Annotated in this window: 11 protein-coding genes; 3 read left to right on the top strand and 8 right to left on the bottom strand. The window is 58.6% G+C overall.

From position 1 onward, the window contains the following. Both OQK_RS31735 and OQK_RS25030 read right to left on the bottom strand, forming a co-directional pair. A partial coding sequence (locus OQK_RS31735; RefSeq protein WP_038862170.1) for an FAD-dependent oxidoreductase occupies positions 1-134 on the bottom strand: 134 nt, incomplete at its 3' end. A 52-nt stretch (positions 135-186) separates the two neighbouring features. Then, positions 187-999, bottom strand: coding sequence for a helix-turn-helix domain-containing protein (locus OQK_RS25030; protein ID WP_016774842.1), 813 nt, complete (start codon positions 997-999; stop codon positions 187-189). 265 nt (positions 1,000-1,264) lie between these two features. Between OQK_RS25030 and OQK_RS25035 the strand changes: the two genes are divergently transcribed. Then, the gene (locus tag OQK_RS25035) at positions 1,265-1,537 is read left to right on the top strand and encodes a DUF1652 domain-containing protein (protein WP_038862172.1); all 273 of its coding nucleotides are present in this window, start codon (positions 1,265-1,267) and stop codon (positions 1,535-1,537) included. Positions 1,538-1,586: 49 nt separating this feature from the next. Here OQK_RS25035 and OQK_RS25040 read toward each other — a convergent pair whose 3' ends face one another. Beyond that, complete coding sequence (locus tag OQK_RS25040; RefSeq protein WP_016774844.1) at positions 1,587-4,061, bottom strand: UvrD-helicase domain-containing protein; 2,475 nt, start codon at positions 4,059-4,061, stop codon at positions 1,587-1,589. Positions 4,062-4,318: 257 nt separating this feature from the next. Between OQK_RS25040 and OQK_RS25045 the strand changes: the two genes are divergently transcribed. Next, positions 4,319-5,014 carry a pirin family protein gene (locus OQK_RS25045; RefSeq protein ID WP_016774845.1) on the top strand — a complete coding sequence of 232 codons (696 nt, stop codon included), beginning with the start codon at positions 4,319-4,321 and terminating at the stop codon, positions 5,012-5,014. A gap of 54 nt (positions 5,015-5,068) precedes the next feature. Here OQK_RS25045 and pgm read toward each other — a convergent pair whose 3' ends face one another. The 4 genes from pgm to OQK_RS25065 form a co-directional block, all read right to left on the bottom strand. Continuing rightward, a complete protein-coding gene (gene pgm, locus OQK_RS25050) occupies positions 5,069-6,715 on the bottom strand; it encodes a phosphoglucomutase (alpha-D-glucose-1,6-bisphosphate-dependent) (RefSeq protein WP_016774846.1) in 1,647 nt (548 codons plus the stop codon). 108 nt (positions 6,716-6,823) lie between these two features. Then, positions 6,824-8,224: an aminotransferase-like domain-containing protein gene (locus OQK_RS25055; protein ID WP_016774847.1), complete on the bottom strand. Its 1,401-nt coding sequence runs from the start codon at positions 8,222-8,224 to the stop codon at positions 6,824-6,826. A 49-nt stretch (positions 8,225-8,273) separates the two neighbouring features. Next, positions 8,274-9,740: a hypothetical protein gene (locus OQK_RS25060; protein ID WP_016774848.1), complete on the bottom strand. Its 1,467-nt coding sequence runs from the start codon at positions 9,738-9,740 to the stop codon at positions 8,274-8,276. A 550-nt stretch (positions 9,741-10,290) separates the two neighbouring features. After that, the gene (locus OQK_RS25065; RefSeq protein WP_016774849.1) at positions 10,291-11,313 is read right to left on the bottom strand and encodes a zinc-dependent alcohol dehydrogenase family protein; all 1,023 of its coding nucleotides are present in this window, start codon (positions 11,311-11,313) and stop codon (positions 10,291-10,293) included. A gap of 270 nt (positions 11,314-11,583) precedes the next feature. On the opposite strand from OQK_RS25065, the gene OQK_RS25070 reads away from it, so the two are divergent. Continuing rightward, positions 11,584-12,498, top strand: a complete 915-nt coding sequence (locus OQK_RS25070; protein ID WP_016774850.1) for a LysR family transcriptional regulator — start codon at positions 11,584-11,586, stop codon at positions 12,496-12,498. A 7-nt stretch (positions 12,499-12,505) separates the two neighbouring features. Here the strand turns inward: OQK_RS25070 and OQK_RS25075 are convergent. Beyond that, positions 12,506-12,978 (bottom strand): SDR family oxidoreductase (locus OQK_RS25075; RefSeq protein WP_038861733.1); only part of this gene is annotated, 473 nt, incomplete at its 5' end.

Raw genomic sequence — 12,978 nt, forward strand, 5'->3', positions numbered from 1 at the left:
GCCGTCCACAGTCCGGTGTAACCGGCGCCGATGATCGCCACGTCGACATCCAGGTCCCGCTCCAACGCGGGCCGCGCCAATAGCGGCTCATCGAGCTGATCCATCCACAAACTGATCGTGCGCCACGCCGACATGCCAGACTCCGCCACTGAAAACCTTCGATGGCGTCGATCCTAGTGGCTGCCTTCAGTGGATGTCTTGCGCGCGTGCCCGCAGAGAAATTTGTTTGGCGTAGGCCTTGGGCGACTGGCCGGTGTGTTCGCGAAAGCATTTGTAGAACGCTGACAACGAATTGAAGCCGGCGGCAAACGCCAGCTCGTCGACGCGCAACGGCGGCGTGGCGCTGTCCAGCGCACGCAGCAAATGCTGCAGGCGCGCCTGATTGACGTAGCGATAAAAGCTTTGCCCGAGCACCTGATTGAGCAGATAGGAAATCTGATTGCGGCTGTACCCGCACTCCTTCGCCACCCGTTGCAGGTCAAGCTCAGGGTCCAGATAGGGCTGCTGCTTTTCGAAATACTGCTGCAGGTCTTCGGCCATGAAACTCAGTTGCCGCGGTGACAGACCTAGCCTGCTGACCGCCGGACGGCTTGGCGCGGAGCTACCGACGGCTTGAGTACGCACCAGCGAGGCGTACTCGTTGACGCGCCAGATCAAGCCGTCCTTGACCGTGATCGCTTCGCTGGAGCGAAACGACACCAGGCCGTCGCCGCCGCGCAAGGTCACCTCGTACTGAATGAACGCGGTGTTGCCATCCACCCGGATTCGGTCGCAATGTTCGAGCAGTTCGTCGGATTCTCGCGGCATGCTCACGCGCACATACTCGCGCAACTCATCCAGACCGAGCACCCGGTTCTGAAAGAAATCGTTGTACTGGATCTCGGCGTGATAAAGCGCCATGACGCTGTCCAGATTCCGGTGTTTCCAGCTCAGGTGATAGCGCATGACCGTGGCGGCCGTGGCCTGGGTCTGTTCTGGGCCGTTGTCATCGGCGTGCATAAGCGGCTCGGCAAAAAAGAACCGAGCTTGCCCAACTTCCTCTGCCGCTTCAATGAAAAATCCATGGTGGCGTTTTGGCGATAATCGATGAGCCAGTGACTTACATCAAAAAATGCGAATCAATCGCTAAACGGACTGAAAAAACTCACAGTTTTTTCACACACGGATGCTACTTTTAAAGCTCAAGCACTGGTTGAGCCAATGAAGGCTCTTCCCACCTAACATGAGCAAAAGGAAGCGCTCGATGAAGCAGGCGGGCAACACCATGAATAAAGGGTTCAGCAAAGTTACCTTTCCAAACGCTTGCCAGCTGATGCGCTGGCATTTTCATCCCATGGGTTTCGAAGCGACGATGGATGCGCCGGGCAGCATGATCGCCCGTCTTTTCGATCGGGCCAGCGGCGAAACCATGATCGCCATCGCCGGCATTCCCTGCGCAACGGTGATGAACGCGGCGGATGTCGAGCGCATGATCGAAGCCATCGAGGATGAGCTGGAAGCCTTCACTCCTCCGGAATCTCTCAAGAACTACGCATAACCACCTGATTTAAAACAAAAAGCCCGCAGCGATGCGGGCTTTTTATGGGTCAGGCGCTGGTCTTTTCGCGTCGATGGTCGACGAAGAAGGGTTTGCCCTTGGCGACTCGATCCGACGCCCTCGGCATGTTTACCGCCTGGCTGTCTTGCGGTTCGACGTACCAATAGCAATGGCTGACGGCGCGCGTGATACCGACGTAGGCAAGGCGCAGGATTTCGTCCTTTTGCGCAGTGTCATAAGGCTCGCTGTCGCCGCTTTTGCCCAATCCCGCCATGCGATAGACCTGATTCTTGTACGGAGAACTGGTCAGATGCTGGCAATCGCCAAGCAGAAATACCGCATCAGCCTGCAAGCCTTTGGCGCTGTGATAGGTCAGTTGCTTCAGCCGCCGCGCGTCGTAGGGCAAGCTCGAATCTACATTAAGTACAGGCTGAATATGCTGCTCTATCAATAACTTATCGCTGCTTTTTCGATAAAGCATCAATATTGAATCGCCGCGCCGATAATGCTCGGCCAGGCGCTGACCCAATGCTTCATCGTCCCGCTCAAGCACGTTGACCGGGTGAAGCGGCTTAGGCTCACCACTGGCCTTGGCCTTCTTGCCTGCGATTGCCGGCGCTGCACGGACAATGTGTTCGGCGGCGTCGATGATGTGCTGATGGCTGCGATAGTTGTCACTGAGCATTACTCTTGTGGTGCTCGGTGAAGGAAATTCCTTGTTGAACTCCATGAAGTAGCTCGGTGAGCTGCCGCGCCAACCGTAAATCGATTGCCAGTCATCGCCGACGCACAACAGCGACGACCGCTGCGCCCCTCGCCCAACGTGCATGGCCGGGCCACGGCTGCGGATTTCATTGAGGCTGGCGCGAATCCACGAAACGATCTGCGGCGATACGTCCTGGAACTCATCGATCATCAAATGCGCCATAGGCCGCAGCAACTCATCGCTGAGCAGCTTGAGGTTTTCCGGCGAGTGCTCGCTGAACAGCGCGAACATGCGGTTGTAGGTCATCACTGGCGGCTTCTGATCCAGCAAGTGATCTTCAAATGCGCGCCAGAACAGGCTCAGGGCTTCAAAGAAAAAGCGATCGGGATCGTCCTTGGCGAAGCTCATCCGACTGACCGCGTCTGGTACATCCAGGCCGAGGTTTTCGATAAAGCCTGCTGCGGCGACAAAACAATCCAGCAATGGCGCCGATGCCAGCTCGCCTTTGACCTTGTAATCAAAGCCTGGACCGGCGCTGGCATCTCCGGCCAACGTCGCAAGAACGCGCCTGGATGACTCGTAACTATCTAACCATATCAATGGTTTACGGCAGAAAGCTTGAAACAGGGTGCGCTTGACCGCCCACTCTGCACGGACACTCAGCTTGGCGTTGGGTCGGGTCAGCTGGGCGTTTTCCCTGGGATCAAAGCCGAGCACCATCCAGGCATCGAGGCTGGGAATATAGCCATGAGCGTGGAACTTCGAACCATTGATTTCGAAGGCCTGCCGATTCGGTTCGATGCCTTTAATGGGCCACGCCCCTGCACGAAACCATAAATCTTCAATCACATCGCAGAGTTCTTCATCGCGCTTGGCTGCCAGTTCGGTGACCGCCATGCGTTTCTGCACATCGGGGTGATCGCGTTCCAGTTCCTTCAACTGTAACCCGGCACGGGACAGCGGCTGGATCAACTGGCGGAAGCGCTCATCGTCGTTGAACAGCCGGTGATAACAAGCATTAAGTTGCTGGCGCTGTGCGTCATTGATACGCAGGTCAAACGGATTGCTATCGACCTCCTCTGCGCCGCTTTGCGGGCGATCGCTGAGGTTCTCGAAGGCCTGCAAACGCTCGAAACCCGGCAGGCTGCGCACCATCGGCAGGATGCGTGAGTGGAAGGTTCTGACCAGCTCGCGGGCCTGTTTGAGGTTCAGCGGCTGCCCCCACAGCGTAAAGATTTCGATGAGTTTGTTGATGAAGTCCTTACGCGATTCGCGGGTGAAGGTCACCACGGTCATCGAATCCAGCTCAAAACCCAGATAATGGCTGAGCAACAGAATGCGCAGCACCAGCGTGGTCGACTTGCCGGCGCCAGCACCGGCCACCACCGAGGTGGACGGCGTATCGCTGAAGATCATCTTCCACTGCGCGGCGCTGGGCTGGGCGTGGGCCGGAAGCAAACGGGCGACGTCAGCCTTGATGCGCTTCTTCAGTTCCGCCGTCAGCGGCAGGCGCCAGTCATCGAACAGGTGGTTATCGACGCTGGGCGGCCGATGCTCGGTGTTGCGGCTGTCTCGAATGAGCAGAACCTGGCGGCCTTCCTCCAAACCCTCAAGCTTGCCCTCCTTGAAACCGTATTCGACGCCAGCGGTGTGGCCACTGCGAAATCCGTCGGCTTGCCCGTGCAGCCACGACGCCCGGTGCTGGGCGCGCAGCTTGGTCAACCCGTGACCAAAGAATCGCGCGGCCAGACGTTTGAACCAGGGCATCTCGGCCAGTGGCCGAAGTTCAGGGGGAAGATCGGGGGTGTGTTGCGCCACGCTGACGGACTCCAGGGTGTGAGGCTGTGGCGGCTATGGTGTCTGGATTTGCTGATGAGTTCTAGCGAAATGCTTACAGGTCATCGGTTTAGGCGACGAATTGAAAGTCGGATGAGACGATTTCGAGGCACGTTCCCATCAAATAAACTGATCATGATGCGGCAGTTTTTGCGCTTTTTATCGATGATTGCCTGATAGATGATCGTCGTCATCAACCACGGGGCCCGCCCCCTGACGACCCTTATTAGGAGACGATCATGCTTGAACTCAGACCCTTCAGCTCGCTGGGCGGCGCCCATCATGGCTGGCTGGACGCGCATCACCACTTTTCCTTTGCCGAATACTACGATCCGCAGCGGATGAGCTGGGGCAACCTGCGCGTGTGGAACGACGACATCATCGCCGCAGGCACCGGTTTCCCGCAGCATCCGCACCGCGACATGGAAATCATCACCTACGTGCGCGAAGGTGCCATCACGCACCAGGACAACCTCGGCAACAAGGGCCGCACCGAAGCTGGCGACGTACAAGTGATGAGCGCTGGCACCGGCATTGCTCACAGCGAGTACAACCTGGAAGACAAGGAAACCAAGATCTTCCAGATCTGGATTCTGCCGACCGAAACCGGTGCGCCGCCGTCGTGGGGAGCCAAGCCGTTTCCTAAAGGCGAGCGCGAAGGTTTTGTCACATTGGCCAGCGGTAAGGACGGCGACGATGAGAGCCTGCACATTCGTGCCAATGCGCGTCTGGTGGCGGCGAACATCAAGGCCGGTGAAACCGCTGAATACCGACTGGATGAAGGGCGTCGCGCCTATCTGGTGCCGGCCACGGGAGTGATCGAGGTCAACGGGCTGCGCGCGCAGGCGCGGGACGGCGTGGCGGTGGCCCACGAGCAAGTGCTGACGGTCACGGCGATCGAGGACAGCGAAATCGTACTGGTCGACCTGGCTTGATCTGCAGGCAATAAAAAAGGGCAACCATTAAGGTTGCCCTTTTTTGCGTGCGCATCACTTAGTGGAAATAGCGCCATCCACCAACGTTTGCGCTTCGGCCACCAGTTGCTTGAGGTGGTCGTCGCCGAGGAAGCTTTCCGCGTAGATCTTGTAGATGTCTTCAGTGCCCGAAGGACGCGCGGCGAACCAGCCGTTTTCGGTCATGACTTTCAGACCGCCAATGGCTTGATCGTTGCCCGGTGCATGGCTGAGGATGCTCTGGATCTTCTCGCCTGCCAGCTCGGTCGAGGTGACCTGTTCCGGCGCCAGCTTGCTCAGCAGCGCCTTCTGCTCCGGGTTGGCTTTGGCGTCGACACGCACCGAGAACGGTTCGCCCAGTTCGTCGGTCAGCGCACGGTAGGCCTGGCTTGGATCGCGCCCGGTGCGCGCGGTCATTTCGGCGGCGAGCAAGGCTGGAATCAGGCCATCCTTGTCAGTGCTCCATACGCCGCCATCCTTGCGCAGGAACGAAGCGCCAGCACTTTCTTCACCGCCAAAACCCAGCGAGCCATCAAACAGGCCATCGGCGAACCATTTGAAACCGACCGGCACTTCGTACAGGCGACGGCCCAGGCGCTTGGCCACGCGGTCGATCAGACCGCTGCTGACCACGGTTTTGCCGACAGCGGCATCGGCGCGCCATTGCGGACGGTTCTGGAACAGGTAGTCGATGGATACCGCCAGATAGTTGTTCGGCGCGAGCAAACCACCGGACGGCGTGACGATACCGTGGCGGTCGTGATCCGGGTCGCAGGCAAACGCCACGTCGAAGCGCTCTTTCAGGCCAATCAGGCCCTGCATCGCGTGGCTGGACGATGGGTCCATACGGATTTGGCCGTCCCAATCGACGGTCATGAAACGGAACGTTGAATCGACCTGTTTATTCACCACTTCCAGGTCGAGACGGTAGTGTTCGGCGATGGCCGACCAGTAGCGCACCCCTGCTCCGCCCAACGGATCGACACCGAGACGCAGCTTGGCATCGCGGATGGCGTCAAAGTCGATGACGTTGATCAGGTCGGCGACATAGGTGTTCAAGTAATCGTGACGATGGGTCGTGCTGGCCTTGAGCGCTTGCTCGTAGCTGATGCGTTTGACCCCGGCCAGTTTGTTCGCCAGCAGCTCGTTGGCCTTGGCTTCGATCCACTTGGTGATGTGGGTATCGGCCGGGCCACCGTTGGTTGGGTTGTATTTGTAGCCACCGCTCTGTGGCGGGTTATGCGACGGCGTGATGACGATACCGTCCGCCAGGCCAGAGGTCCGGCCGCGGTTGTAGCAGAGAATGGCGTGGGAAACTGCCGGGGTCGGCGTGTACTCATCGCCTTCGGCGATCATCACGGTGACGCCGTTGGCGGCGAGGACTTCAAGCGCGCTGGCGCCGGCCGGGGTCGACAATGCATGGGTGTCGATGCCGACGAACAGCGGGCCGGTGATGCCCTGGGCTTCGCGATACAGGCAGATCGCCTGGCTGATGGCCAGAACATGCCATTCGTTGAAACTCAAATCGAACGAACTGCCGCGGTGGCCGGAGGTGCCGAACGCCACTCGCTGGGTAGAAATCGATGCATCAGGCTGGCCGGTGTAATAGGCCGTAACCAGTCGCGGGATATCGACCAACAGTTCTGCCGGTGCCGGTTTGCCCGCAAAAGGACTGAGTGTCATGCAAAAACCTCTGAAATCGGAGTGGTTCAGGAAATGCAGCGCAGTTTACTGGCAGTTTGACCACTGTGCGACGGGATGTATCCGAAACTCGCCCGATGTTTTTTAACGTTATTGACCGGGCGACAGGCGCAAGGCATCACCGAGCAAGCCGATGACACTCGGCAGATCCCGCTCGCCGTGGTGCAACGCGCTTATCCGCAGATGATCCGCATGCAGACCTTGCAGGCTGAACAGCTCGCCGGGGGCCACGATGATCTGTTGCTTGAGCAGGCGACGGAACACATTCGCCATGTCGACCGGCCGTAACGAACGCACCCACACCGTCGCCCCGCCCTGCGGCTCGACTATCTGCAGCGTATCGCCCAAACGTTCGTGCAGAACCTGGATCAACACGGCTCGCCGCTCACCCAGCATTCGCCGCAGCACAGATAAATGCTGATCAAGCCGCCCGCCATTCAACAACCGGGCAATCGCCTTTTGGCGGATTGGCGACAAGCGAAATGCGCGCAGCAGAAAATGGCGTTGCAGCGCCTCACGCCAATGACGCGACAGGACAAAGCCGAATGGCGCTTCAGCGCCGATGAATTTCTCGAAAGTGGAAAACACCAGCAGACGCTCAGGATCAAGCCAACTGCGCAAACGCTGTGAATCATTGCGCTCGTCAAGCTCGCTGTAGCAGTCGTTTTCCAGTACCCAGACGCCATGTTGATTGAGCAACTGCGCGGCGGCCTGCTGACGCTCATGGGTGAAACCCTTGCCGTGGGGCATGCTCAGGACTGAAGACAAAAGAACCAGACGTACTGGCTCGTTCTCCAGCAGCGATTGCAGTACCGACAGATCAAGCACGCCTTCGGCCAGCAATGGCCATTCGATCACGCGCACCCCGCACGACTCGAGCAGACGCAATATCACCCAGTCGCACGGTGATTCGACAATTACGCTGGCGTGACGCAATTCGAGCACCGAAATCAGAATTTCCAGGACCCCGCGCAGATCAGCACCGATATAGATGTCATCGGCATGCCAGAAATGCTCTGTCGAACTCGTGTACCGCGCTGCCAGGGCAACCCGCAACTCCAGCTCTCCGCAAGGTTGCACGAATGTCTGTAGCTGACGCGGATATTGGCGCAGAAGCTCACGTTCCAACGTCAACAACGGACTGTCCAGCGGTTGCAGCGAGGCCGGTTCGTCGGCGCTCAACACACACATTCCGGGACGTCTGGCGTTGACGTACACGGTCTCCAGCAGATCATTGCCGTTGCCGGGCGCATCCATGCTGAACAGCGCTTGCGCGTAATACCCTGACTTGGCTATCGAATAGACTCGACCTTCCTTCTCCAGAAGCGAATAGGCGTACTGCACCGTTGAAATGGAGACATTCAGTCGATCCGCCAGTTGTCGCAAGGAAGGCATGCGTACCGCCGTACCACCTCCGGCGTCATCAATCAGCGTGGTCAGATATCGATAAACTGCCTGATAAACAAAGTCGTTGTCCCGCGCGCTTTTCACACCCTCATTTCCGTAGATATCGGTTCACAACCCAGGCTCCGGCTCACCGTCAGCGTTCCGTCGACCGCTCGAATGACGAGGCCGAACCCGCCTGATCCTCAGACGCGCTCTCCGAGGCTAATTGCGTGGGCGCATGAATCTGCACAGGGCCCGTCGCATAGAGGCGGATCACCAACCTGACCGGCAACCCGCTCACTTCCGTTATCCACTTCAAAACCTGCTCCGGCGCGTGCAAGCCTTGCATGGCGCGGTGCAGATCAGGCATGGCGACCAGCATGCCGGGATGACAGTTGCGCAGGAACCGCTCGAGACCTTTGCCGTTGTCGATGAAGGGTGCAAACAGCAGGCACACCAGCTGCGTTTCGCTCAATCCGAAACCATTGATGAGGTAATCCTCGGCAAGCGCCCGCAGCTGCTCTGGCCCGCCGGCATTGTCATAGCTGGCCAGCAAGTGCTCGCAGACAGATTCGGCGACCTGTTTTCGCCGCATGTCTGCCAGCGTCTGACGAACATAATCGTCGATACCCGCCTCATAGTCGCGCCCCTCGATGAAGCGTGCGTACAAACCTCGAACGTGCGCCGAGATCAGAGGGTCAGCGAATACCGCTTCGCCCTGGTACAGCGCCAGGTCGTCAGGTTCATAACCGAGAAATTCGCCCAGCAGCGGCCAGCGATCCTCGATTTTGCCGACCATCATGTCGTTGATGTCGATAAAACTGGTGCGCCGGCAGGCTTCGAACTCACCTTCCGGGCGCCACGCTATCCGGTCATCATCTGCGCGCAGCTCGCGGTAAAAATCATCACCGAGCCCGTCGAGCAGCGGAAAAAGCGCTTCGAATCCGGCATTGACCAGTTCTGGACCGGCTATTGCCACTCGCTGCATTGCACGGTTCAGGCCTTCGAGGAAATGCTGCTGACTGCCTTTGGTTTCAGTGCTGATCATGGCGTCGACACCATTGTTCCAGCGGGCGATCTGGCTGTAGTACTCGGCCGTCGCCAGATAGGCGTCATCCCATAATTCAGGCGTTTCCAGCCAGGTGCGACAGTGCCCGACCAGCAGCAGATTGACGCGGCTGGCCTCACGCCCTTCGCTGCTCACAGGCGTGCGATGGTCGAACGGCAGCACTTCGCGGTTATCCACCATCAGCACCTCGACCCGCGGATCGTCATAAAGAAACAGTGCGCTGTAGCTGCGATGCAGGTTTTGCAGGGCGAGCGGGCTGTCGCCACTCCAGCGCAGGGACGCCACGCGCAACTGGAAGGTCGCCGGGGCACGTCCGGCGATGGTCAGCTGTGCGGCCCGGAGCAAGGCCAGGGTGTAGCAGCCGTCACGCAGGCCGGACTGAGGCACCAGCACCTTGAATTGCCCAATGTTTTCCATGCCGCCTGCGGCCACCACCAGGCGCTGTATCAGCAACTGCAATGCCGTGCGCTCGGCTCGGGAAAAGAAACTCAGCAGACGCTGCAATACTTGCTGATAGACATAGTTCATTGCCTGATCATGGATCGTGCTCATCGGTATTTACCCGGTATCAAAAGTTTCATGCCGCGCAGACATGACAATGGGCGCGCGGCAATTGGATCAATAAGTAATAGACGCTGAAATGCTAACACTTACAAAGTTGTAGTTATTTGAAACACTTCACCTGAATAAAGCCATCCAGATGCCAAGCGTCACGCTCAACCACCCGTATTCATTGGACTTTTGCCATTCGCAAATGATCTGAGGAAACTTCCCACAACGTCCCACGACAAATCATTACAAGAAAAGGAGAAGCAACTTCCGAAACGCCCTACAGCAATTAAACAGAAATTGGCGAAGCCAGCCGAGCCAGCCATTTGATATTGCCTTGGACAAATTGAATGCACAGCCATAGCTCATTCCTTGAGATGAAAGTAATCATTCAATTATCAGTGCTTATAGTGTGATTAGAAGATACAGATCGAAGGCAAAAACCAGTTCAGTTGCTGAAGGGCCGATGCTTCGATATCGGGAAGGGTTTACTGACAGCGGAGGATCTAAACAGAAAAGAGTCCGTGGCGGCCACGGACTCTGATGAGCGGATTTACGCGGTTTCCACTTGCAGGGCCACTCGCTCGCGGCATGGGCATTCGTCCATGTAGCGATGCGCTTCGACGAACTCGTTGAAAGCGAATACACGAGTCTTGAGCGGCAGGAGCACGCGGTCAGCGGTCAACTGGTTGATGTCACGCAAAGCACGCTGCAGAGCGACGTGGTCCTGGACAATGCCCAGCTCCGGCTTGCCGGTGAAGTTGCCGATGCAGTGCACAAAGAACTGGATGTTCTTCTGAAACGCCGCACACGCCGGGAACGGGGTCTGGTTACCACCTTGCAAGCCGTACAGCACCAGACTGCCGCGTGGTGCCAGCACATCGCCGAGCAACGACATCTGCGGGCCACCAAGACCATCGAACACCACATCGACGCCGCGGTTGTCGGTGATCTTGTTGATGCGCATCAACAGATCTTCCTCTTCGGTGACGATGACCTTCTCCGCACCGAGGGACAGCAGGTACTCCCGCTCCTCCGCCGATTTGGTCGCGGCGATCACTCGCACACCCAGCGCTTTGCCCAATTGCACAAACGACGGGCCGGCGCAGTGGCTGGCGTCAGTCACCAGCGCAAATTGACCGGGTTTGACCCGTGCCAGATCGGCATAAGCGAAGTAGGCGATCAGCAGCGGCGTGTAATGCACGCTCGCTTCGATCGGGCTGAGCACATCGGGATAACGGGTCAGCGCGGTGCGCGGCAGGACGATCGACTCGCCGTACACCGGATAGTCGTTCGGGCTTTCTGCGGGAAAACTGGCCACTTTGTCGCCGACGGACAGGTCGTCGACATCAGCGCCCACCGCAGTGACCACACCAGCCATTTCATGACCGAGGCCCGAGGGAAGACGTGCCTGGGACGATGCCAGATTCTGGCGCCACAGAGTGTCGTACCAACTGATGCCGATTGCCTCGACACGCACCTGCACTTCGCCAGGACCTGGCTGAGCAGCCGCATGCTCTTCGCATTTGAGCACCTCGGCCGGACCAAACTTGTGAAAACGGATCGTGCGGGACATCGCAAACCTCGTCAAAGTAACCTCTAATGCCATGAACTCTATCTGGGCTTTGGACCCAAGACCATCAGTGGCTATTAATAGTCGACATGCCTGTCATTGATTCCGCATCAAGGGCGGCATTGGCAAATTCCATGAAAAAAGGCCTGCCACCGTCGCAGTAAAGCTGAATTTTCCGGTGCAGAGTACCAGCCTTTCCCCGTAAGATTCATGCCGGCCATTGTTCTCATATGGTCGCCCTCGTCAAGTTTGATGACTCTGCCAGGACTCCAGATGAATCGTAATGACCTGCGTCGTGTCGACCTGAACCTGCTGATCGTGTTCGAAACATTGATGCACGAACGCAGTGTGACTCGGGCCGCGGAAAAATTGTTCCTCGGCCAACCGGCTATCAGTGCGGCCTTGTCGCGCCTGCGCAGCCTGTTTGACGATCCCTTGTTTGTCCGCACCGGCCGCAGCATGGAGCCGTCCGCCCGCGCGGTGGAAATCTTCGCCCTGCTCTCGCCCGCCCTTGATTCGATCTCGACCGCCGTCAGTCGTGCCGCCGATTTCGATCCGGCGACCAGCACATCGGTGTTCCGCATTGGATTATCCGACGACGTCGAATTCGCCCTGCTGCCGATGCTGCTCAAGCGCCTGCGCGCCGAAGCACCAGGCATCGTCCTCGTCGTGCGGCGGGTCAACTACATCTTGATGCCTGGCCTGCTCGCCTCCGGCGAGATTTCGATTGGCGTCAGCTACACCACCGACCTGCCGGCCAACGCCAAGCGCAAGGTCCTGCGCCGCAGCGCACCGAAGCTGCTGCGCGCCGACACCGTGCCGGGGCCGTTGAGCCTCGACGACTACTGCGCCCGACCGCACGCACTGGTGTCGTTCGCTGGCGACCTCAGTGGTTTTGTCGATGAAGAACTGGAAAAACTCGGACGCAAGCGGCACGTGGTGCTGGCAGTGCCACAGTTCAATGGACTGGGCACGCTGCTGGCGGGCACCGATATCGTCGCGACCGTGCCGGATTACACGGCTGAGGCACTGACGGCAGCCGGCGGTCTGCGGGCTGAAGATCCACCGCTGCCGACGCGGACCTTCGAATTGCACATGGCATGGCGTGGCTCGCAGGATAACGACCCGGGAGAGCGGTGGTTGAGGTCGCGGATTCAGATGTTTTTTGGCGATCCGGATAGCCTGTAGCCCGGACTTACTTGCCGCCAGTCACATCCAGAAAAGTCCCGGTGACAAACGATGCCTCCGCGCTGGCCAGCCACAAGATGGCCAGCGCCACCTCTTCCGGCTGACCGCCCCGCCCCATCGGGATCGAATCCTTCACGCGATCCACCCGCCCCGGCTCGCCGCCGCTGGCGTGCATGTCGGTATAGATGTGCCCCGGGCGAATGCAGTTGACCCGAATCCCCTCGCGCGCGACTTCCTTGGCAAAGCCGATGGTGAAGGTTTCCAGCGCGCCTTTCGATGCTGCGTAGTCGACGTATTCATTCGGGCTGCCCAGGCGCGCCGAGGCAGAAGAAACGTTGATCACTGCCCCACCTGTGCCGCCGTGCCGATAAGCCATGCGCTTCACCGCTTGCTGCGCGCACAGGATCGGTCCCAGAGCATTGACCGCGAAGATGCGCTGCATGCGTTCAAAGCTCAGGTCCTCCATGCGTGACTGTTTTG

This window comes from Pseudomonas sp. R62, assembly GCF_000257605.1.
Classification (GTDB): Bacteria; Pseudomonadota; Gammaproteobacteria; order Pseudomonadales; family Pseudomonadaceae; genus Aquipseudomonas; species Aquipseudomonas atacamensis.

What these genes read in the sequence shown, in the direction of transcription:
- OQK_RS25030 (WP_016774842.1), bottom strand. Translation starts at nt 999, where the DNA reads ATGCACGCCGATGACAACGGCCCAGAACAGACCCAGGCCACGGCCGCC.
- OQK_RS25035 (WP_038862172.1), top strand. Translation starts at nt 1,265, where the DNA reads ATGAATAAAGGGTTCAGCAAAGTTACCTTTCCAAACGCTTGCCAGCTG.
- OQK_RS25045 (WP_016774845.1), top strand. Translation starts at nt 4,319, where the DNA reads ATGCTTGAACTCAGACCCTTCAGCTCGCTGGGCGGCGCCCATCATGGC.
- pgm (WP_016774846.1), bottom strand. Translation starts at nt 6,715, where the DNA reads ATGACACTCAGTCCTTTTGCGGGCAAACCGGCACCGGCAGAACTGTTG.
- OQK_RS25060 (WP_016774848.1), bottom strand. Translation starts at nt 9,740, where the DNA reads ATGAGCACGATCCATGATCAGGCAATGAACTATGTCTATCAGCAAGTA.
- OQK_RS25065 (WP_016774849.1), bottom strand. Translation starts at nt 11,313, where the DNA reads ATGTCCCGCACGATCCGTTTTCACAAGTTTGGTCCGGCCGAGGTGCTC.
- OQK_RS25070 (WP_016774850.1), top strand. Translation starts at nt 11,584, where the DNA reads ATGAATCGTAATGACCTGCGTCGTGTCGACCTGAACCTGCTGATCGTG.